This is a genomic window from Streptomyces sp. NPDC045678 (assembly GCF_056432085.1).
This window is the reverse complement of record NZ_JBWKJS010000015.1, coordinates 71,984-94,068: the sequence shown is the minus strand read 5'-3', so window position 1 is coordinate 94,068 and position 22,085 is coordinate 71,984. Positions and strand designations below refer to the sequence as shown.

Below are 22,085 nucleotides of genomic sequence, written 5' to 3'. Positions count from 1 at the left end.
ACGTGCGGAGGGGGCGTGGGTCCACCCGGCCCACGCCCCCTCCGCGGTGCCCCGGCTCCGTGCTGCCCCGGCTCCGCCCTGCCCCGGCTCTGTCCCCCCTTCTGCCCCTGAGCCGTCTCACACCGCCCACCCCGCGCCGCGCCCTTCGCGCGGCTCGCTTGCTTCGTGGCCGCGTGACGCCGCCCCTGGGGGCATGCCGCGCTGCCCGGTCACCGGGCGCGATGGGGTGAGCGGGCGATGCGGCGGGGCGACGCGCGCCGGCCAAACTCGCTGTCGGCCGCAGAACCCCTGACATAGCGTGACCTCCGAGCACCGTCCCGCCCTGCCCTGTACCGCTCAGCCCAGCCTCGCGCCACCCGGCCCGGCCCCGCGCCGCCCCTGCCCGAGTACCGCCACCCCGCCCCCCGCCCAAAAGGAGTCGCCCGTGCCCCAGTTCGACCTTCCCCTCGAGGAACTCCGCCGCTACCGGCCCGACTTGCCCGAGCCTGATGACTTCGATGCCTTCTGGGAGAAGACGTTGCTGGAGGCGCGGCAGCACGAACTGGACGCCCGGTTCGAAGCCGTGGAGCTGCCGTTGCCCGGTGTGCGGATCTTCGACGTCACCTTTGCCGGGTTCGGGGGACACCCCGTCAAGGGCTGGCTGGTCCTGCCCGCCGGCGCCCAGGGAGACGCCCCGCTGCCCGTGGTCGTCGAGTACATCGGGTACGGCGGCGGACGTGGGCTGCCCCACATGCACCTGCTGTGGGCCGCGGCCGGGTTCGCGCACTTCGTGATGGACACGCGTGGACAGGGCAGCGGCGGGTGGGCGCAGGGCGACACCCCGGACCCGGTGGGGAGCGGGCCCGCGCACCCCGGGTTCATGACCCGCGGCATCGAGGACCCGCACGACTACTACTACCGGCGCCTGTACGTCGACGCCGTGCGCGCCGTCGAGGCCGCCCGGTCCCACCCGCTCGTGGACGGGACACGCGTCGCCGCGCTCGGCGTCAGCCAGGGCGGCGGACTCGCCCTCGCCGTCGGCGGGCTCGTGCCCGATCTCGCCGCCGTCACGCCCGACGTGCCCTTCCTCTGTGACTTCCCGCGCGCGACCACGCTCACGGACCGCCTCCCGTACAGCGAGATCGGTGCCTATCTGAAGGCCCGCCGGGGCGGCCAGGAGCGCGTCTTCCGGACCCTGTCGTACTTCGACGGCGTCCACTTCGCCGCCCGCGGACGCGCACCCGCCCTCTTCTCCGCGGCCCTCCAGGACATGACCTGCCCGCCCTCGACGGTGTTCGCGGCCTTCAACGCGTACGCGGGAACAGAACGTTCCATGGAGGTGTACGCCTTCAACGATCACGAGGGCGGCGGCCCCTACCAGCAAAGCGTCCAACTGAGGTGGTTGCAGCAGTACTTGAGGGGGTGACGCGCGCAACCCCCGCTCCTTCCCGCGCTCTTGTCACGAAATCACCGACCCGCTAACTTGCGGGCTTGTCGTGTGACCGCTGTGCGCACGCCGTGCGCAATTCGTGATGACGTGTGTCCGAGGGGGCTCCCATGGCCGTACGCGGCCGGCACCGCCGGTATCAGCCGAACCGCATCAACCGCGCGTCGCTGACCGTTACGGCGGGCAGCGCGGGCATGGCGCTGCCGCTGACCGTCGTCGGTACCGCGGGAGCCGCCGACGTCGACACGTGGCACAAGGTCGCCGCCTGCGAGTCCGGCAACAACTGGAGCATCAACAGCGGCAACGGCTACTTCGGCGGCCTCCAGTTCAAGCAGTCCACCTGGGAGGCGTACGGCGGCACGGCCTACGCCTCGCGCGCCGACCGCGCCTCGAAGGCCCAGCAGATCGCCGTCGCCGAGAAGGTCCTCGACGCGCAGGGACCCGGCGCCTGGCCGGTCTGCTCGTCGAAGGCCGGACTCGCCCGCGGCGGCGGTTCGCCCGACGTCACCCCGGCCAAGGCCCCGAGCAAGCCCGAGCGGCCCAAGCGCGACGTCAAGGACGTCAAGCCCGAGGTGACCCCGCAGTCCGCCGCGGGCACCGCCGAGATGTACACCGTGATCCACGGAGACACGCTCTCCGGCATCGCCGACGACCGGCGGGTCCGGGGCGGCTGGCAGCAGCTGTACGACGCCAACCGGCGCGTCATCGGCGACGACCCCGACCTGATCACGCCGGGTCAGCGGCTCTCGGTCCATGGGCGGGCCGACGGCCGGCAGAAGGCGCCCGCGAAACCGGATCCCGAGAAGAGAACTGCCGAAGAACGGACTGCCGACAAGAGCGCAGCCGAGAAGCGGGCGGCCGAGAGGAAAGCGGTCGAGAGGAGAGCGGCCGAGAAGAAGGCCGCCGAGAAGCAAGCCGCGGAGAAGGCGGCCGCCGAGAGGAAGCGCGAGAAGCAGGCCGAGAAACAGCGGTCCCCGCAGGCGAAGAACGCCGCCCCCCGCGCCACGTCCTCCGGTGCCTCCGCCCCCGTCGCCGCCTCGCCCAGCACCCCCTACCGCGCGGCGGGCGGCTCCTGGTCCAAGGGTTACCACACGGGCGTCGACTTCCCCGTGCCCACCGGAACGTCCGTCAAGGCCGTCGCCGCGGGCCGCGTCGTCTCGGCGGGCTGGGGCGGCAGCTACGGCTACCAGGTGGTCATCCGGCACGCCGACGGCAAGTACAGCCAGTACGGGCACCTGTCGGCCCTCTCGGTGAAGGCGGGACAGCAGGTCGGCGCCGGGCAGCGGATAGCCCGGTCCGGCTCCACCGGAAACAGCACGGGCCCGCATCTGCACTTCGAGGTGCGGACCGGGCCCGGCTTCGGTTCGGACGTCGACCCGCTCGCCTACTTGCGGGCCCGCGGCGTGCGCATCTGAGACACCGGCTGGTTCGGGGGACACCGGCTGGTCAGAGAGCAGACCGGCCGGTCCGTGGAACAGCGAAGCATCGGCCCCCGTCGGCACTCACCCGACCCTCAGGACACCATGCGCTCACGCCGCCCCGGATGCCGCGGCCGCGCCCTGCGGTGGCCCGCCACGGGCTGCTGGGAGGGCACCGCGGGCAGCCCGTCCGGCGCGGGACGCGGCTCCGGCTCCTCCTGCGCATCCGTCGCCCCGGCGGGCGTAGGGCCGCCCTGCGCCACCGTCACCGTCGACGTCTCCCGGGCGATCCGCTCCGTCGTGAGGAGGATCAGGCCGCACGCGGCCACGACCCCGCTGCCGAGCGCCAGAACCGTGCCCATGGTGCCGTGGCGGAAGGATTCTCCGAACAGGGTCAGACCGACCGCCGCCGCGACGACCGGGTTCACGACGGTCACCGTCGACAGCGGCGCGGCGAGGCCCGCACCGCGGTACGAGGCCTGCGAGAGCAGCACGCCGGCCGCCGCCAGCACGGCGATCACGGCCAGGCTGGGGAGCTGCTGGACCACCGCGACGTTCTGGTCCAGGTCGACCGCCACCGTCTTCGTGAAGACGGACGCGATGCCGAAGGCCCCGCCCGCCGCGCAGGCGAGCAGCACGCTGCGCATCACCGGATGCCGGTGCGCCGCGTGCGCCGCCATCATCAGGCCGAGCACACCGCCGCCCGTGACCAGCGCGAGCACGACGCGCTCCGCGTCGGCCAGGGTCTGGGAGTCGGACGACGAGGTGAGCGAGAGGAGCCCGGCGAGCCCCACCGTCGCCATGAGCGCGCCCCGCCAGGCGGTGGCCCCGGCCCTGCGGCGTACGAAAACGGCGGCCATGGGCAGGGCGAAGACGATGGTCAGCGCACCCAGCGGCTGGACCACGCTCAGCGGGCCGTAGGCCAGCGCCACCACGTGCAGGAGGGCGCCGAGGCCGTTGAGGGCGATCGCGACCCACCAGGCGCCGCGGCGCAGCGGTGCGTACCGCTGCCCGGGGGTCGTCGCGGCCACGCGCTCCTGGAGGATCGCCCCGCCCGCGTACGCGACGGCTGAGACGAGGGAGAGCAGCACGGACAGTGCCAAAGCACTCATGAGGTGCTCCGCGGGTTGCGGTGCGTCCGGTGGACCCGGTCTGGCGAACGGTCTGCTTCCATGATGACAACGATGACGCCGGAACGCTCCTACGTCGTCGTACTTGAGCAGGCAATCCGTCCTACTGCCGATGGAGTACGACCTTGCCCACGGCCTCCCCCGTAGGGGTTACCCCCTGGGCGCGCAGAGTGACCCAGGGGGGACCCCAGGGTCGGACGACGCGGTCGTGCTTGTTGTACTTCTGTCGTGACCACCCTCATCGACCTGGCAGAACTCGGCTCCGTCGGCGGATTCTTCGCTCTGCGCGCGAGCCCGCCGCGCGGCGGCGCGCGGCCGTTCGCCGACGTGTACGCGCGGAGGCCCGCGGTACCGGAATCCGGAGATCCGATCGGTTTCCGCGTCCGCAAGGTGGCGGGCAGGCTCGGCGCCCCCGAGGACCGCATCGCGGTGTCCGTGGCCCAGCTGGGGCTCGCCGCCCGGCTCTGGTCCGTGGCGCTCGGCTCCGCCGCGCTGTACGGGCGGGTACCCGACCTCGACCCCACGCTGCTGCACTGGGACGCGGACGGCACCTCGCCCGACGACCTGTGGCTGACCGGCGTACGCCTGCTGCCCGGCGATGCCGCGACCGTGCGGGACGTCGTGCAGCACGGTCATCTGGAGCCGCTGTCCGCCGCGTTGCGTGCCCGGTACCGGATCTCCGCCGGGCTGCTGCGGGGCAACGCGGGGTCGGCGCTCGCGGGGGCGGCGCGTGAACTGCACGGCTGGGCCGGGCGGTCGGGGCGCGAGGACGTCGGGGAGCGGGCCCTCGCACTGGCCCGCGACCTCTTCGACCACCCCGACCTGCGCGGCACCGGCACCCTGCGGGGCACCGCCTTCCGGCGCCGCAGCTGCTGCCTGTACTACCGGTGTCCCAGCGGCGGACTGTGCGGGGACTGCTGCTTCGAACGGGCGCCGCAGCGGTCTTCCCCCGGGGCCGCCTCTGAGTGACCATGAGGAGGCGCGGCCGACATCGGGCGGACGACGGAGGGTTCTACGTGAAGGTGGGGCTGCTCACCCGGGAGTATCCACCGGACGTCTACGGCGGAGCGGGCGTCCATGTCGAGTTCCTCGCACGGGAGTTGCGCTCCCTCACGGACCTCGACGTGCACTGTTGGGGGGAGGGGGCCTCCAACGGGCTCATGCGGCACCAGGCGTGGCCCGCGCTCGACGGCGCGAACGACGCACTGCGCACCTTCTCCGTCGACCTGTCCATGGCCGCGTCGCTCGCGGGGCGCGAACTGCTCCACTCCCACACCTGGTACGCGAGTCTCGCGGGTCACGTCGGCAAGCTGCTGCACGACGTCCCGCACGTCATGACCTCGCACTCCCTGGAACCGTTGCGCCCCTGGAAGGCCGAGCAACTGGGCGGCGGATACGCCCTGTCCAGCTGGGCCGAGCGCACCGCTGCCGAGGCTGCCGACGCCGTCATCGCGGTGTCCGGCGCGATGCGCGAGGACATCCTCGCCTGCTACCCGGCCATCGACCCGGCCAAAGTCCACCTCGTGCACAACGGCATCGACGCCGAGCTCTACCGGCCCGACCCCGACACCGACGTCCTGGAACGCCTCGGCATCGACCTCGACCGGCCCTACGTCCTGTTCGTCGGACGCATCACCCGGCAGAAGGGCGTCCCGCATCTGCTGCGCGCCGCACGGAAGTTGGACCGGGACGTGCAGCTCGTCCTGTGCGCCGGGGCCCCGGACACCCCCGAGATCGACCGCGAGTTCCGCACGCTCTTCGAGGAGCTGAGCCGGACCCGGGCCGGCGTCCAGTGGATCCCCGAGATGCTGCCGCGCCAGCAGATCATCCAACTCCTCACGCATGCCGCGGTGTTCGTCTGCCCTTCGGTGTACGAGCCGCTGGGCATCGTCAACCTGGAGGCGATGGCGTGCGGCACCGCCGTGGTCGCCTCACGTGTCGGAGGCATACCGGAAGTCGTGAGCGACGGCACGACGGGGTTGCTCGTGCCGTACCGGGAGAGCGACCCCGACGACTTCGAGCACGATCTGGGGCTGCTCATGAACAGGCTGGCCACCGACCCGGAGCGGTCCGGCGCCATGGGCAGGGCCGGGCGCCACCGCGTGCTCAGGGAGTTCGGCTGGGACGCGGTCGCCCGGCGCACGGTCGAGGTGTACGAGGAGATCCTGCACGCCGACAGATAGCCGGACAGACAGCCGACAAGTAGGGGGCACGCATGCGCGGTGGACCTTCGGTGCTCGGAATCGTGCTCGCCGGCGGGGCGGGGAAGCGGCTGATGCCGCTCACCGCCGACCGGGCCAAACCAGCGGTCACGTTCGGCGGCACCTACCGCCTCGTCGACTTCGTGCTCTCCAACCTCGTCAACGGCGACATCCTGCGCATCTGCGTCCTGACGCAGTACAAGTCGCACTCGCTCGACCGGCACGTCACGACGACCTGGCGCATGTCGAGCCTGCTCGGCAACTACGTGACGCCGGTGCCCGCGCAACAGCGCCTGGGCCCGCGCTGGTACCTGGGGAGCGCCGACGCCATCCTGCAGTCCCTCAACCTCGTCCACGACGAACAGCCCGACTACATAGCGGTGTTCGGCGCCGACCACGTCTACCGCATGGATCCGCGCCACATGCTGCAGCAGCACATCGAGAACGGCGCCGCGGTGACCGTGGCGGGGATCAGGGTGCCGCGCGCCGACGCGTCGTCGTTCGGCATCATCACGCCCGCGCGGGACGGGACGAAGGTGGAGCGCTTCCTGGAGAAGCCCACCGACCCGCCGGGCCTGCCAGGCTCCCCGAACGAGGTCTACGCCTCCATGGGCAACTATCTGTTCACCACCAAGACCCTCGTCGACGCCCTTCAGCAGGACGCCGAGGACGAGCATTCGGCGCACGACATGGGCGGCTCGATCCTGCCGCTGCTCACCGAGCGCGGCATGGCGCAGGTGTACGACTTCGACAGCAACCACGTGCCCGGCGAGACCCCGCGCGACCACGGCTACTGGCGCGACGTCGGCACCCTCGACTCGTACTACGAGGCCCACATGGACCTGATCTCCGACCACCCCGTCTTCAACCTGGACAACCGCCGCTGGCCCATCTACACCCACTCCGACGGCCTGCCGCCCGCCAAGTTCTGCGCGGGCGGCATCGCGGGCGAGTCGATCGTCAGCCCCGGCTGCGTCATCCGCGGCCAGGTCACCCGTTCCGTCCTCTCGCCCGGCGTGACCATCGAGGAGGGCGCGGTCGTCCAGGGCTCCGTGCTGCACGACAACGTACGGATCGGGCGCGGCGCGGTCGTACGGGGCGCCGTCCTCGACAAGAACGTCGACGTACCGCCGGGCGCGACGATCGGCGTCAACCCGGACCGCGACGAGGAGCTGTACACGGTGTCCAAGGGCGGCGTGATCGCCCTGGGCAAGGGCCGGACCGTACCGATGTGACCTCCGGGTCCACGGTTCACAGCACCCTGCGCCTGCGCCCCAGCCACGTCTGCGCGATCACCACGACCGCCAGGAACGCGCCGCTCACCACCTGCTGGTAGGCCGAGTCGAGCGAGCCGATCTGGTTGATGACGTTCTGGATGACCTTGAGGAGCAGCACGCCCACCAACGACCCGCTGATGAACCCGAAGCCGCCGGTGAGCAGCGTGCCGCCGATGACGACCGCGGAGATCGCCTCCAGCTCCATGCCGGAGCCGAGGATCGTCACCCCGGAGACCAGCCACGCCGCGTTGAGAGCGCCGGCGAGCCCGGCGCAGAGCCCCGACACCGTGTAGACGGCGATCTTCGTACGGGCCACGGGGGCGCCCATCAGCGCCGCCGCGTCCTCGTTCCCGCCGACCGCGTACACGTACTGCCCGAACCGGGTGCGGCGCAGCACGACCGCGCCCGCCACGAACAGCGCGACGGTGATCCAGACCGGGGCGCCGATGCCGAGCACCTTGCCCTGTCCGAGCGTCGCGAAGAAGGAGTCCTTGTCGACGAGGTACGTCTTTGATCCCTCGTCCGTCACCGACAGGAGGATGCCGCGGGCCGCCAGCATCGCCGCGAGCGTCACGATGAACGGCGCGAGCCGCGCACGGGCGATCAGCAGGCCGTTGGCAAGACCGATGAGTCCGCAGACCGCGAGGGGCAGGAGCAGCGCCACGGCCGTGCCGTACCGCGAACCCCAGGCGGCGAGCACCCCGCCGAGGGCGAACAGCGAGCCGACGGACAGGTCGATGCCGCCGGTGACGATGACGAACGTCATGCCGAGCGCGACCACCGCGAGGAACGCGGAGGACACCGCCATGTTCTCCAGGTTGTCGGCCGTCATGAACGTGTCGAAGCCGACGGACGCGGCGGCCACCGCGACGATCAGGGTGACGAGCGCGCCGTGCTGCTGCGCGAGAGCGCTCAGCCGCTCCGAGCGGGAGGCGCCCGCGGCCTGTGCCTCCTGGGCGGTGTGGTCCACGGGATCCGCCGGACTCTTGGTGTCGATGGTCATCGTTTGCCCCTCTCGCGTGCCGCGTAGACCGCGAGGACGATCACCGCGGCCTGGGCGATCTGCGTCCACGACGGTGGCAGGTCGTGCTTGATGAGCGTGGCCGTGAGGAGTTGGATCAGGACCGCGCCCGCCACGGTGCCGCCGATGCGGACGCGGCCGCCGCTCAACGGGGTGCCGCCGACCACCACCGCGGTGATCGCGGAGAGTTCCATCAGGTTGCCGAGCGACGTCGGGTCGCTCGCGCTCAGGCGCGCCGTCGCGAGGACCCCGGCGAGCGCGGCGAGGGCGCCGCAGACGACGTACACGATGACGAGGGCGCGGCGTACCGGCAGGCCCGCGAGGAGCGCGGCCGGGCGGCTGTCCCCGATGGCGAGGAGCTGCCGGCCGAACGTGGTGCGCCGCACGACGAAGGCGACGAGCACGGCCAGGGCCGTCGCGATGAGCACCAGGTACGGGATGCCGAGCAGGTCGCCGGAGCCGAGCGAGGCCATCGTCGGGTCGCGCACGTCCTTGAGCTGGGGGAGGAGGACCAGGGCGAGGCCACGGCCCGCGACCATTAGGGCCAGCGTCGCCACGATGGGCTGCACGCCGATGAACGCGATGAGCGCCCCGTTGGCCAGTCCGACCACCATGCCGCCGAGCAGCGCGACGATCAGGGCGACCCACATCCCGTACCCGAGGTAGAGCGAGACGAGGGAGGTGGAGAGCGCCATCACCGAGCCGACGGAGAGGTCGACGCCCTCGCTGCCGATGGCCAGGGCCATGCCGAGCGCCACGACCAGGACGGGGGCGACCTGGACGGCCTGCGTGCGGAAGTTCTCGCCGGACAGGAAGTGCGGGGTGAAGACGATGTTGACGAGCAGGAGGACGGCGACGCCCAGGTAGACGCCGTAGTTCTGGAGGAGGCGCAGGAGGCGGTCGCGGTCGGCGGCCGTGCGGCCGAGGGCGAGGTCGGTCATGGGGAGCTCCGTGGGTGCGGGGCCGGTGCGCTCTTCTGCCGGTCGTGGTGGGTCATGCGCCGGACTTCGCGGGGTCCGTCGCCATGGCGCGCAGCAGGTTCTCCTCCGTCACCGCGCTGCCGGTGAGTTCCGCGACGGCAGTGCCGTCCTTGAGGACGATCACCCGGTCCGAGCCCTCGATCAGCTCCTCCATGTCCGAGGAGATCAGGAGCACGCCGAGGCCGTCCGCCGCCAACTCGTCGACCAGTGCCTGCACTTCGGCCTTGGCGCCGATGTCGATGCCGCGCGTGGGCTCGTCGAGCAGCAGGACCTTGGGGTGCATCGCCAGCCAGCGGGCGAGCAGCACCTTCTGCTGGTTGCCGCCGGAGAGCTCGCCGACCTTCTGGAGGGGGCTCGACGCCTTGATGCGGAGGCGGTCGATGAAGGTGTCGACGATGTCGTCGATGCTGCGCTCGTTGACCAGGCCGAGGCGGGAGAGGCGGGGGAGCGCGGCCAGGGCGATGTTGTCGCGGACCGAGAGGCCGGGGACGATGCCCTCCGCCTTGCGGTCCTCGGGGAGCAGGCTGATGCCGGCGCGGATGGCGGCGGGCGTGGAGCCCGTACGGATGCGGGTACCGCCGATCGCGACGGTTCCGGAGTCGGTGGGCAGCGCCCCGGCGATGGCTTTCGCCGTCTCGCTGCGGCCGGAGCCCAGCAGCCCGCCGAGGCCCACCACTTCCCCGGGCCGGATGGTGACCGACACTCCGTGCAGTCGGTGCCGCGCGGTCAACTCCTCCGCGCGGAGCACGGGTTCGGTGGTCGCCTCGTGCGCGCCGGTGAACTGGGTGAGGCCTTCTTCCTGTACGTCCTGGATCTCGCGGCCCAGCATCAGCGCGACGAGCCGCAGCCGGTCGAGCTCGGCGAGCGGGCCGGTGTGCACCACCTTGCCGTCGCGCAGCACGGTGACGGCGTCGCACACCTCGTACAGCTCGTCGAGACGGTGGCTGACGTAGATCACCGCGATGCCGCGCTCCCGGAGCATGCGGATCACGCCGAACAGGGTGCGTACCTCGCGCGGTTCGAGGGACGACGTCGGCTCGTCCATCACCACGACGCGCGCGTCGACCGAGACCGCGCGGGCCAGCGCCACCATCTGCTGTGCGCCGAGGCCCAGTTCGCGCAGCGGGCGGCGCTCGTCGACGCGGACGCCGAGGCCGCGCAGCACCTCCTCGGCCTCACGGTGCATCCGCCCGAAGTCGATGAGGCCGAGGCGGCCGCGGGGCTCGCGGCCGAGGAACAGGTTGCGGGCCACGCTCATCAGGGGGACGAGGTTGACCTCCTGGTAGATGGTGGAGATGCCCGCGTGCTGCGCTTCGAGCGGGGTGGCGAAGCGCACCGGGCCTCCGTCGTACGTCACCTCGCCCGCGTCCGGCGCGTACACCCCCGTCAGGACCTTGATGAGCGTGGACTTGCCCGCGCCGTTCTCGCCGATCAGCGCGTGCACCTCGCCCGCGCGTGCGGTGAAGTCGACGCCGTCCAGGGCCCGCACGCCCGGGAAGGCCTTCGACAGGCCCGTCCCCGACAGCATGTCAGTAGGCCTTGTTCAGGTCGGACTTGGCGTTGTCCTTGGTGTACGCGCTGTCCTTGATAACGATGTCCTGGGCGACCTTCTCGCCCTTGGTGAACGCGTCCAGCGTCTTGAAGGCGAGGGGGCCGAAGCGGGGGTTGGACTCGATGACGCCGTCGATCCAGCCGTCGACGATGCCGCGCACCGCGCCCTTCGTCCCGTCGATCGTCACGATCTTCACGTCGCCGGCCTTCTTGCCCGCGCCCTTGAGCGCGTTCACGGCGCCCAGGCCCATCTCGTCGTTCTCGGCGTAGATCCCGGTGATGTCGGGCTTGGACTGGATCAGCTGCTCGGTGACCTGCTGGCCCTTCTCCCGCGCGAACTCGCCGGTCTGCTTGAAGACGACCTCGAGGTCCGGGGCCTTCTCCTTGATGCGGTCCTGGAAGCCCTTGGTGCGCTCGGTGGTGACGTTGTTGCCCGCGGCGCCGAGCAGGATCGCGATCTTGCCCTTGCCTCCGGTCGTCTCGATCATCCGGTCCGCGGCACGTCTGCCCTGCTCGACGAAGTCGGAGCCGATGAAGCTCACGTAGTCCTTGCAGGCCGTCGCGTTGATCTTGCGGTCGATGGTGACGATCGGGATGTGCTCGGCGCCCGCGGCGCGCAGCACCGGCTCCCAGCCGTCGGAGTTGAGCGGTGCGATGACGAGCAGGTCGGCGCCCTTGGCGATGAGGTCCTGGACGTCGCTGATCTGCTTGGAGAACTGCGACTGCGCGTTGGCGGTGAGCAGCTTGACGCCGCGCTTCTCGGCCTCGGCCTTGATGGAGGCCGTCTCCGCGATGCGGAACGGGTTGGCCTCTTTCTCGGACTGCGAGAAGCCGACGGTGGCGTTCTTCAGGTCGAGCTTCTCGCCGCCGTACGCGTCGATCGCGCAGGTCTTCCCGCCCGCGTCGCCGTCCGACGCCACCTCCTGCCCGTTGTCTGCCTGGTCCTGCGACGCGGCGCTTTCGCCACCGGAGTCGTCGTCCTCGGACTTCGCGCACCCGGCGGCGAACAGGAGACTCGCGGCGAGACCGGTGGCGACGAGGGTCCTCGCGGAGGTACGGCGGAGAAGGGTGGTCGGCTTCATTGGATCCCCAAACGGCACGGCCCCGGCACTGAGAGCGCTCACGGGAGAGACGGCACTTGCGGTCAACTCGGCGGTACGGGGAGCTTTTTACATCGTTGAAAGGAGGCTGTAAACCCTCCGCGCACGCTTCTCGGGGGCGCCGGCCGCGCGGCCCGCGCGGCCCGCGCTCAGCGTCGGCCCAGCGTGCTCTCCCGCTCCACCAGCCGGAACGCTGCGGCGAGTGCACGCCCACCGGTCCGTTCCGGATGCGCCAGGCTGCTCAGCAGCGACTCCACCGCGAGACGCGCGATGGCCTGCTTGTCCGGCGCCACCGTGGTGAGCGTGACGGCTCCGAACTGCCCTTCCGCGATGTCGTCGAAACCCACGACCGCCACGTCCCACGGCACGCGCAGGCCGCGCTCGTGCAGGACCCGCATCGCACCGATCGCCACCAGGTCGTTGTACGCGAACACCGCGTCGGGCCGCACCCCCGCGTCCAGCATCCGTGCCATGGCCTTCGCCCCGTCCCACCGGTCCCAGCCGCCGACCGGCCCCACCAGGCTCTCCGGCGCGGCGATTCCGGCCGCCGTCAACTCCTCGCGCCAGCCCTGGAGCCGCAGGTGGGCGGGGCGGTTCGCGGAGTCCGTACGGGCGCCCAGGTAGGCGATGGAGGTGCGGCCGCGCCCGATCAGGTGACGCACCGCGGTGCGGCTCGCGGCGATGTTGTCGATCGCGATGTGGTCGTAGTCCAGGTCGTACTGCCGCTCCCCGAGCAGCACCAGCGGCACGTCGTCCTCACGGGCCCGCAGGTCCTCCGCCTCCAGCTCCAGCGGGCTGAGGATGAGACCGTCGATCACGCGGGCCCGGAAGCCCTGACTGACCAGGACCTCCTGCTCGCGCTCGCCGCTGGTGTGGTCGAGCAGCACCGTGAAGTCGTGCTCCGCCGCCGCGTCGATGACGGCACCCGCGAGCTCAGCGAAGTACGGGTTGCCCAGCTCGGGGACGGCGAGCGCGATGATCCCGGTGCGGCCCTTGCGGAGGTGACGTGCCGTCAAGTTGGGTCGGTAGCCGAGCTCGTCGATGGCTTCCTGGACGCGGGCCCGCATCGCCGGGGTGACGTGCTGGTACTTGTTCACCACGTTCGAGACGGTCTTGATCGAGACGCCCGCGCGCTCCGCGACGTCCTTGAGGCTAACCCGCACTGGATCTCCTTGCATCGGTGGCCGCCCCGGTCCTCCGAGGCGTTCGTCATGACCCTGGACAGCACGCCGGAACGCGTGCTGTCATGCCAACTGTCGTTCCTTCCAACGTTGTACAGACTCGTTGTACCGACTGCAGCGACAAGCCGCCACCCTTCCTCACCAAGGAGGATCCGTGCGCCTCAGACGACATCCCGGACGCCCCGCACACCTCGGCCGACACCTCGCCCTGCTGCTCGCGGGCGCCCTCGGCGTCGCCGGACTGACCTCGGTCCCCGCCGCGACCGCCGCCGCCGACGACCCCGTCGAGATCCAGGGCCTCAAGGGCGAGTACTTCACCCAATCCGCTCCGGGAGCCTTCGACTTCGACAAGCTCAAGGCCACCGGACTCGACCCGAACATCGACTTCGGAAACCTCGAATCCCGCCTCAAGTCGACCACCGGACAGGCCGACGACGTCAGTGTCCGCTGGACCGGCCGGATCGTGCCCGAGAAGACCGGCGCCACCACCTTCTCGATGATCGGCGACAACGGTTTCCGCCTCTGGGTGGACGGCAAGATCGCCATCGACCACTGGCAGGACGACTGGGACAAGGAACAGACCTCAAAGCCGGTCGAGTTGACGGCGGGCAAGGCCTACGACATCAAGGTCGAGTACTTCGAGCACTACGGCGGCTCCAACCTGCGCCTGAGGTGGACCCCGCCCGGCGGCGAGAAGAAGGCCGTCCCGCGCACCGCGCTGCGCATCCCCGAGGACTTCGACTACGACGGCGCTGTCAACGCGACCGTCCTCAAGGACGGCCGCAGCCTCAAGCTCGACTTCGCCCAGAAGCTCGCCGCCCCGCCCGCCGGACTCACCGGCCACCTCGACGCCGTCATCGGCGGCGCCAAGTGGCCGCTCGGCACGGTCAGGACCGACCCCGCCGACGAGCGCAGCCTCCTCGTCGGCCTGAAGGAACCCGTCGTCGGCGACAAAGCCGGCAACGCCCCCGGCCTCGCCGACATCCGCTACGACGGCAAGGGCGGCCTGAACGGCAAGGACGGGGACGGCGTCGGCCAGTTCTGGACCAGCGGCCCGAACCGTTCCGAGCACCAGCTACGAACCAAGTGGGCCGACGACGTCACGCCGGGCAACGCCCACCGTGAGTACCCGCGGCCGCAGCTGAAGCGCAAGGACTGGCAGAACCTCAACGGCTCCTGGCAGTTCGCCGCCGCCGAAGCGGGCGAGAGGCCCCCGGTCGGCAAGAAGCTCAAGGAGAAGATCCTCGTCCCCTATCCCGTGGAGTCCCAGCTCTCCGGCGTCGAGCGGCACGAGGACCGCATGTGGTACCGCCGCACCTTCACCGTCCCCAAGAACTGGAAGATCGGGGACGGCAAGCGGCTCAACCTCAACTTCGGCGCCGTCGACTGGCAGTCCGAGGTGTACGTCAACGGCCGCAAGGTCACCGAACACAAGGGCGGCTACGACAAGTTCACCGCCGACGTCACCGACGCGCTGAAGCCCGGCCGCACCCAGGAACTCATCGTCGGCGTGTACGACCCGACCGACGCCGACGACGGCGCGAACCCGCCCGTCGGCAAGCAGCGCCTGGACCCCAGCGGCATCTGGTACACCCCGTCCTCCGGCATCTGGCAGACCGTGTGGATGGAGCCGGTGGCCGCCGACCACGCGGACTCCCTCAAGATCACACCTGACGTCGGGAACAAGCAGGTCACCGTCGAGCCGCGGGGCGTGCGCGACGGCGTGCCGGTCACGGCGGCCGCGTACGAGGGCAAGAAGAAGGTCGCCGAGCTCAGCGGGCGCACCGGGAAGCCGCTCGAGCTCAAGATCGCCGACCCCCGGCTGTGGTCGCCGGACGACCCGTTCCTCTACGACCTTCAGGTACGGGTCGGCAGTGACCGCGTCACCGGCTACTTCGGCATGCGGTCCATCGCCGTCGAGAAGGTGAACGGCACCCCGCGCACCGTCCTCAACGGCAAGCCCGTCTTCCTCATGGCCACACTCGACCAGGGCTTCTGGCCGGACGGCCTGCACACCGCGCCCAGCGACGAGGCCCTCGCGTACGACCTCGAGATGCACAAGGAGATGGGCTTCAACTCGGTTCGCAAGCACATCAAGGTCGAACCCGACCGCTGGTTCTACTGGGCCGACAAGCTGGGGCTCCTCGTCTGGCAGGACATGCCCGCGATGGAGGCGGGACGCACCCCGGACGCGGCCGCCCGCGCCCAGTACGAGCGCGAGATGAAGCAGATGATCGACGAGCACGCGAGCAGCCCGTCGGTCGTCATGTGGGTGACCTTCAACGAAGGCTGGGGCCAGTACGACATCGGCCGCGTCGCCGAGCAGGCCAAGGCCTGGGACCCGACCCGGCTGGTCAACAACATGTCGGGGCTCAACCTGGGGGCCGACGGAGGCACCGGCGACATCATGGACGAGCACGGCTATCCGAGCCCTGCCATTCCGCCGCGGCCGGACGGCCGACGGGCGCTGGTGAGCGGCGAGTACGGCGGCCTCGGACTCGCGGTGCCCGGCCACGCCTGGTCCGTCCAGCAGAGCTACGTCGACGTGGACCCGGCGACGTACACAGACGACTACATCGCCAAACTAGGCGAAGTGCGCGCCCTCGTCTGCAAGGGCAACAACGGCGCGGTCTACACTCAGATCACCGATGTGGAAGGCGAGTTGAACGGCCTGCTCACCTACGACCGCAAGGTCGTCAAACCGGACGTGAAGCGGGTGAAGGCGGCGCACGAAGCGCTGATCCGTGACGCGTCACAGGCCACGGTGCCGGGCTGCACGAACTCCTGAGCCCCAGGTCTCCGGCCCGCCCGCCGCGAGGGGGCGGGCCGGTCCGATCTCACCGCATCTGCCGCCGCACCAGTTCGTGCAGCCGCCCGCCCGTGTCGGCCAACAGCTGGGCAGGCGGGCCCTGTTGGACGACCCGGCCCTCCGACATGACGATGACGCGGTCGGCGTCCATGACCGTGGAAAGGCGGTGGGCGATCACGACACGGGTGGCGTTCAGGGCGCGGGTGCTGTCGATCACCGTGCGCTGCGTCTCGTTGTCCAGGGCGCTCGTCGCCTCGTCGAAGAAGAGGACGCGGGGGCGGCGGATCAGGGCCTGGGCGATCATCAGGCGCTGGCGCTGGCCGCCGGAGACCGCGCCGCCCCCGGAGAGCATCGTGTGCAGGCCCATCGGCATGCGCTTGATGTCCTCGGCGAGCCCCGCCATCGCCGCGGCCTCCCACGCCTCCTCCTGCGTGAACGACTCGGCGCCGCAGATGCAGTCGAGGATGGACCCGGTGAGCGGCTGGGCGTTCTGCAGGACCACACCGCACTGGCGGCGCACCGCCGACTGGTCCAGGGCCGCCAGGTCCTGCCCGTCGTACAGCACACTGCCCGAGAGCGGCTCGTCGAAGCCGATCAGGAGGCGGAGCAGCGTCGACTTGCCGCAGCCGCTCGGTCCGACGACGGCCACGAACTCGCCGGCCCGGATCGACAGCGACACGTCGTCGAGGACCAGCGGACCGTCGTCGGTGTAGCGGAAGGACAGACCGCGGGCCTCGATCGCGCCCCGCAGCTCGCCCGGCTGCGTACTGCCGGAGCGGACCTCCGGAGCCTCGTCGAGCACCGGCCTGATCTGCTCGAACATCGGCAGCACGGAAGCCGCCGAGATCAGCGCGCCGGTGAGCTGGGTGACGGACGTCAGGAGCATCGTCACGGCGGTGCTGAAGGTGAGGAACTCACCCGCGGTCAGGCTGCCGCGTGCCGGGCCCGCGAGGAGCACGAACATGACGAGCGTGCAGAGCGGCAGATAGACCGCGTTGAGGACCGTCGTGACGTTCTTGACGCGCCCGGCCCGCTGCTGCAGCTCGCGGCTCCGCGCGAACTCGCCCGCCCACGCCGCGTACGCGAAGCTCTCCGCGCCCGCCACACGGAGCTTGGGCAGACCGCGCAGCGTCTGGAACGCCTGGTTGTTGAGCTTGTTGCCGAGCTCCACGAGCCGTCGTTGCCAGCGCAGTTCCCACAGGCCGAGGGTGAGGAACACGGCGGCGATGACGGTCAGCATCCCCAGCGCGGCCAGGGCGAGGGGGACGCTGTAGAACAGCAGCAGGACCAGGTTCATCGCGCCGACCGAACCGGCCTGGAGCGCGACGGGGCCGATGCCCGAGAGGACGCGGCGGATGGCGCTGACGCCCATCGCCGCGCTCGCCAGTTCACCGGTGGAGCGTTCCGCGAAGAAGCGCGTGGGGAGTCGCAGCAGCCGGTCCCAGACCGCCGGCTGCAAGGTGCTCTCCATCCGCCCCTCCATCCGCAGCACGGTGAGGTTCTGGAGCAGCATGAACGCGGCCGAGACGATGCTCGTGACCATGACGGCCAGGGACACCTGGACGATGAGGTCCTTCTCGGCGTTCGGCACGAACACACCGAGCACCTGGCCCGTGGCGATCGGCACCAGTGCCCCGATCGCCACGGTCACCAGACCGGCGAGCACGAGGTTGCGCACGTCGCCGCCGGTGCCGCGCAGGCTGAAGCGGAAGAGCCGCCCGAGCGTCAACGGCCGCTCGGGCAGCGGACGGTAGAACATCACGCCCCGCGGTTCGAACTCGTCGGCGTTGTCCGCGTCGACTCGGGTGCGCCGCCCGGACGTCGGATGCACCGACTCGTAGCCGCCGCGCCGCCACAGCAGCGCGACCGGCGCGCCGCTCGCGGCACGGTGCCCCACGAGCGGGCCCGCGTTCTGCCGCCACCAGCGCCCGTCGAGCCGCACGGCGCGAGTGCGGATCCGGGACGCCACCGCGACCTGCTCCACGGGGTCGATCCGGTCGCTCACCGCCCCGCCGTCCGCGGTGTCCGACAGCGTGATGCCCGCCGCGCGGGCGACGAGGCGGCAGGCGGCGTACGTCGCGTCGTGACCGCCACCGGACCCGGTGCGCCGCGCGCCGCGCCGGCCCGAGCGTCCGATGGAGGCGATCAGCGTCCGGTCGGCCTGCTCACGGACGCTCTCGCCCGCCTTGATGCCGGCGGCCGTACGGTCCTCGAGGGCCCGCTCCAGGCGTTCGATCCAGCGGTCGAGCGTGGCCAGGAGCCGGTACTGCTGGTTGACCATCCGCTGCCACATCGAGGCGTCGACCAGTAGATCGCCCGCGGCCTCGGCGCTGTAGGCGGCGCCGTACTGCACGCTGCCCGGCGCGACCGGCATCCACAGGATGTCGTCGTCGGCCACCACCTCGTCGCCCACGGTCCTGCCGTCGAGCGGCGCCTCGAACAGGACACGGTGGCCGCGCCCGATGCCGAGTGCGAAGGCGTGCTCCAGCAGGCTCAGGGCCGCGTCCTGCGTGTCGTACCGGCTCGGGTACTGGTGCTCGTACGACCAGGTGTCGCCGTAGTCCGGGCGGTACAGCTCGCGCAAGGAAATGCGGCGCAGCTCGCAGCCCTGGAGGGGACGGCCGACAAGGGTGTGCTGGGGGCCCTCGACGGGACCGAGGAGCAGCGTGCCCGGTTCCAGGCGGCCCAGGTAGTGCCAGTGGCCCTGCTGCACGGCGTCGACGGCGAACAGGTCGAGGGCGCCTGCCACGACGAGCCACAGCACCTGCGGCCCCTCCAGGTGCACACTGCGCAGCCCCGCGCAGTCGACCGGTGTGCCGAGCGTGTTGAAGGCGGCGGCGACCGTGTCGTCGGGGTAGGCGTGCTGTTCCGGTGGGGAGGTCACCTCAGTGCTCCTTGACCAGGTCGGCGTAGGGGCCGCCGGCGGCGACGAGGTGTTCGTGGCGGCCGCGCTCCACGACCTGCCCGTGGTCGAGCACGACGATCTCGTCGCTGTCGCGCACGGTGCTCAGGCGGTGGGCGATGACGACGCAGGCGCAGCCGCGGCGGCGCAGGTTGTCGATGATGACCTGCTCGGTCTCGGCGTCCAGGGCGCTGGTCACCTCGTCGAGGACGAGGATGCTGGGGCGGCGGACCAGCGCCCGTGCGATCTCCAGGCGCTGGCGCTGTCCGCCGGAGAAGTTGCGCCCGTCCTGCTCCACGCGGCCGTGGATGCCGCCGGGCCTGCGGGCCACCACGTCGTACAGACAGGCGTCCCGCAAGGCGGCCACCACCGCGTCGTCGGGAATGGAGGGGTCCCACAGGGCGACGTTGTCGCGGACGGTGCCCTCGAAGAGGAAGACGTCCTGGTCCACGAAGGACACGGAAGCGGAGAGCGCGCCGCGCGGGATGTCCTCAAGGCGCTGTCCGTCGATGCGGATCGTGCCCTCCCACGGGCTGTAGAGGCCCGATATCAGCCGGGAAACCGTCGACTTGCCGCTGCCGGAGCCGCCGACGAGCGCCACCTGCTGACCCGGCCCGACCGTCAGCGAGAAGCCGGTGAGGAGCGGCTTGTCGAGGGGGCTGTAGCCGAAGGTGATGTTCTCCAGGGTGACGTGCCCGGTGAGGCGGCGGGTGCTGGCGGCGGGCTCGGGGCGCGAGTGGAGCGGGTCGACGGGGAAGTTCTCGACGTCCTTGAGGCGGGCGACGTCGGCGGCGAAGTCCTGGATGCGGCCCGCGACGCCGTTGAGGCGGGTGATCGGCGCGGTGAACCGGGTGACGAGGGCCTGGAAGGCGACGAGCAGCCCGATCGACAGATGCCCCTCGACGGCGCGCAGACCGCCGATCCACAGGATCAGCGCGCTGTTGAGCGTCGCGAGGGTCGGCGCGACGACACCGAGCCACGCGCTCGGCACACCGAGGCGCTGCTGTTCCTCCAGCGTGGTGGCGTGCTGTCCCGCCCAGCGCCGGAAGTAGCCGTTCTCGCCGCCGGTGGCCTTCATCGTCTCGATCAACTGCAGGCCGGTGTAAGAGGTGTTGGTGAGCTTGGCGCTGTCGGCGCGCAGCTTCTGCGTGCCGGTGGCGCGCAGCCGGATGACGACGCGCATGGCCACGATGTTCAGCAGGGCGATGCCGACACCGACGAGCGTCAGCTGCGGATCGTACGTCCACAGGAGAGCCGCGTAGAGGAGGACGACCATGCCGTCGACGCCGGCGGCCGTGAGGTCGCGGGCCAGGGTCTCGGCGACCGCGTCGTTGGACGCGAGGCGCTGCACGAGGTCGGCGGGGGAGCGCTGGGCGTAGAACGTGACGGGCAGGCGCAGCAGATGGCGGAAGAAGCGGGCGCTGCCGAGGGTCGAGGAGATGATGCGGCCGCGCAGCAGGTTCGCCTGTTGCAGCCAGGTCAGCACGACGGTGAGCGCGACCATCGCCCCGATGGACGCGAACAGCGCGCCCAGCAGCGAGGTCTGATGTCCGATCAGGAACAGGTCGATGTACGTACGGCTGAGCGCGGGCAGCGCCGCGCCGACCGCGACCAGCAGCAGGCTGGCGAGGAGCGCGGCGAGCATCGTGCCCGTGGTGCCGCGCAGCCGGGCGGGCAGCGCCTTCATGACACCGGGCCTGCGGCCTCCCGGCCTGAAGTCGGCACCCGGTTCGAGGACCAGGACGACCCCGGTGAAGCTGGTGTCGAAGTCCTCCGACGGCACGAAGCGGCGGCCCTTGTCGGGGTCGTTGATGTACACGCCGCGGCGCCCGAGGCGCCGGCCCATCCCGTCGTACACGACGTAGTGGTTGAACTCCCAGAAGAGGATCGCGGGCGCCTTCACCTCGGCGAGCGCGGCCGGCTCCATCTGCATGCCCTTGGCGGTCAGACCGTAACTACGCGCCGCCTTCAGCACGTTGCTGGCCCGTGAGCCGTCGCGGGAGACGCCGCACGCGATGCGCAGCTCCTCCAGGGGTACGTGCCGTCCGTGGTGGGCGAGGACCATGGCGAGGGCGGCGGCGCCGCACTCCACGGCCTCCATCTGAAGGACGGTGGGAGTGCGGACGGTCCTGGGACGCCGGCCCTTCGACGCGGGGCGCGGTGCGGCGCGGCGGCGGCGCGGCGGCTCCTCGGGGCGGTGCCTGCGCCGCCCGCCGGGGGGCGGCAGCTGCTGCTGGTGCGCGGGGGAGGGGTGGGGGGCGGTCACGGAAGCAGCCAATCGATCGGGCGCTGCTCGGCGAGGTGGAAGGCGCCGGTGGCCGGGGTCATGGAGGCGAGTGCGAAGGGCGGCCCGTCCGCGGTCGACCACGCGTAGCCGGACCTGGTCGCGGAGGAGGGGTCGAGCCGGACGAGAACGGCCACGGGAGGCCCGTCCTTCGTGAACTGTCCGGCCAGTTCGCGGTCGCCGAGGAAGCCGGTGATCCTCTGCCGGCTCTGTGCGGCGCGGCCGACCGCCTCCACCCGGCCGCGCAGCGTCCCGTACCGCTCGGTGGGCACGGACTGGACGGTGAGGTCGACCGAGGCGCCGACGGGAACGGTGGCCGCGCTGTCGGCCGGTACGTAGAGCATCGCGGTCAGCGGGTCGTCGGCGCCCGCCACGCGCTCCAGGGTCGCCACGTCGGCGCCGGTGGTGACGACGGTGCCGATCCGTGCGACGAGCGTGGTCACGCGGCCGGCGGCGATCGCGCGCACGACCTTGTCACCCCGCTCGGTGCGGACCTTGAGCACGGGCGCGCCCGCGGCGAGCCGCTCACCCTCCTCGGCCAGGACGCGGGTCACCTGGCCGGTGACGGGGCTCTGCAGGACGTAACTGCCCTGGCCGTGGGTGAGGATGCCGGGTGCGCGGAGCGTCGAGGAGAGGGAGCCGGTGACGGCCCAGACGCCGGACGCGGCCATGACGACGAGGGTGACGGCGAGGACGAGCAGGCCCTGGGGGCGGGCGTAGCGCACCGGCAGGTCGAGTTCCTCGGGCGACTGCAGTTTGGACAGGGCCTGTTGGCGGAACTGCACGGAACGCTTTCCTTACTGTG

At 71.3% G+C, this 22,085-nt stretch carries 15 protein-coding genes; 6 read left to right on the top strand and 9 right to left on the bottom strand.

The window, feature by feature from the left end; all coding sequences use genetic code 11:
* Nucleotides 1–424 precede the first annotated feature (424 nt).
* Together AC07DO_RS38145 and AC07DO_RS38140 are read left to right on the top strand one after the other, a co-directional pair.
* Complete coding sequence (locus AC07DO_RS38145; RefSeq protein ID WP_479066811.1) at nucleotides 425–1,405, top strand: acetylxylan esterase; 981 nt, start codon at nucleotides 425–427, stop codon at nucleotides 1,403–1,405.
* A 131-nt stretch (nucleotides 1,406–1,536) separates the two neighbouring features.
* Nucleotides 1,537–2,841, top strand: coding sequence for a transglycosylase family protein (locus AC07DO_RS38140; RefSeq protein ID WP_479066809.1), 1,305 nt, complete (start codon nucleotides 1,537–1,539; stop codon nucleotides 2,839–2,841).
* Nucleotides 2,842–2,939: 98 nt separating this feature from the next.
* Here the strand turns inward: AC07DO_RS38140 and AC07DO_RS38135 are convergent, their stop codons facing one another.
* A complete protein-coding gene (locus tag AC07DO_RS38135; protein ID WP_479066808.1) occupies nucleotides 2,940–3,956 on the bottom strand; it encodes a DMT family transporter in 1,017 nt (338 codons plus the stop codon).
* A gap of 246 nt (nucleotides 3,957–4,202) precedes the next feature.
* Here AC07DO_RS38135 and AC07DO_RS38130 point away from each other — a divergent pair, with 246 nt between their 5' ends.
* From AC07DO_RS38130 to glgC, 3 genes are read left to right on the top strand one after another with little or no spacing between them, the layout of a single operon-like run.
* Nucleotides 4,203–4,943: a (2Fe-2S)-binding protein gene (locus tag AC07DO_RS38130; RefSeq protein ID WP_479066806.1), complete on the top strand. Its 741-nt coding sequence runs from the start codon at nucleotides 4,203–4,205 to the stop codon at nucleotides 4,941–4,943.
* A gap of 47 nt (nucleotides 4,944–4,990) precedes the next feature.
* Nucleotides 4,991–6,157, top strand: coding sequence for a glycogen synthase (gene glgA, locus AC07DO_RS38125; protein ID WP_479066804.1), 1,167 nt, complete (start codon nucleotides 4,991–4,993; stop codon nucleotides 6,155–6,157).
* Between the two features lie 32 nt (nucleotides 6,158–6,189).
* Nucleotides 6,190–7,410, top strand: a complete 1,221-nt coding sequence (gene glgC, locus AC07DO_RS38120; RefSeq protein WP_479066802.1) for a glucose-1-phosphate adenylyltransferase — start codon at nucleotides 6,190–6,192, stop codon at nucleotides 7,408–7,410.
* A gap of 16 nt (nucleotides 7,411–7,426) precedes the next feature.
* Here glgC and AC07DO_RS38115 read toward each other — a convergent pair whose 3' ends face one another.
* From AC07DO_RS38115 to AC07DO_RS38095, 5 genes are all read right to left on the bottom strand, one after another.
* Nucleotides 7,427–8,455: an ABC transporter permease gene (locus AC07DO_RS38115; protein ID WP_479066800.1), complete on the bottom strand. Its 1,029-nt coding sequence runs from the start codon at nucleotides 8,453–8,455 to the stop codon at nucleotides 7,427–7,429.
* Nucleotides 8,452–9,414: an ABC transporter permease gene (locus AC07DO_RS38110; RefSeq protein ID WP_479066798.1), complete on the bottom strand. Its 963-nt coding sequence runs from the start codon at nucleotides 9,412–9,414 to the stop codon at nucleotides 8,452–8,454. The genes AC07DO_RS38115 and AC07DO_RS38110 overlap by 4 nt, the downstream gene beginning before the upstream one ends.
* 52 nt (nucleotides 9,415–9,466) lie before the next feature.
* Nucleotides 9,467–10,981 carry a sugar ABC transporter ATP-binding protein gene (locus AC07DO_RS38105; protein WP_479066796.1) on the bottom strand — a complete coding sequence of 505 codons (1,515 nt, stop codon included), beginning with the start codon at nucleotides 10,979–10,981 and terminating at the stop codon, nucleotides 9,467–9,469.
* A gap of 1 nt (nucleotide 10,982) precedes the next feature.
* On the bottom strand, nucleotides 10,983–12,086 hold the full coding sequence (locus AC07DO_RS38100; RefSeq protein ID WP_479066794.1) for an ABC transporter substrate-binding protein: 1,104 nt from the start codon (nucleotides 12,084–12,086) through the stop codon (nucleotides 10,983–10,985).
* 167 nt (nucleotides 12,087–12,253) lie between these two features.
* Nucleotides 12,254–13,267 carry a LacI family DNA-binding transcriptional regulator gene (locus AC07DO_RS38095; RefSeq protein ID WP_479066792.1) on the bottom strand — a complete coding sequence of 338 codons (1,014 nt, stop codon included), beginning with the start codon at nucleotides 13,265–13,267 and terminating at the stop codon, nucleotides 12,254–12,256.
* Between the two features lie 172 nt (nucleotides 13,268–13,439).
* Here AC07DO_RS38095 and AC07DO_RS38090 point away from each other — a divergent pair, with 172 nt between their 5' ends.
* Nucleotides 13,440–16,073, top strand: coding sequence for a PA14 domain-containing protein (locus AC07DO_RS38090; protein ID WP_479066790.1), 2,634 nt, complete (start codon nucleotides 13,440–13,442; stop codon nucleotides 16,071–16,073).
* Nucleotides 16,074–16,122: 49 nt separating this feature from the next.
* On the opposite strand, the gene AC07DO_RS38085 is transcribed toward AC07DO_RS38090, so the two are convergent.
* From AC07DO_RS38085 to AC07DO_RS38075, 3 genes are read right to left on the bottom strand one after another with little or no spacing between them, the layout of a single operon-like run.
* On the bottom strand, nucleotides 16,123–18,978 hold the full coding sequence (locus tag AC07DO_RS38085; RefSeq protein WP_479066788.1) for an NHLP bacteriocin export ABC transporter permease/ATPase subunit: 2,856 nt from the start codon (nucleotides 18,976–18,978) through the stop codon (nucleotides 16,123–16,125).
* Nucleotide 18,979: 1 nt separating this feature from the next.
* Complete coding sequence (locus AC07DO_RS38080; protein ID WP_479066786.1) at nucleotides 18,980–21,262, bottom strand: NHLP family bacteriocin export ABC transporter peptidase/permease/ATPase subunit; 2,283 nt, start codon at nucleotides 21,260–21,262, stop codon at nucleotides 18,980–18,982.
* Nucleotides 21,259–22,065 (bottom strand): hypothetical protein, encoded by an 807-nt coding sequence (locus tag AC07DO_RS38075; protein ID WP_479066784.1) that lies wholly within the window; start codon nucleotides 22,063–22,065, stop codon nucleotides 21,259–21,261. Before AC07DO_RS38075 ends, AC07DO_RS38080 begins: the two co-directional genes overlap by 4 nt.
* Between the last annotated feature and the right edge of the window lie 20 nt (nucleotides 22,066–22,085).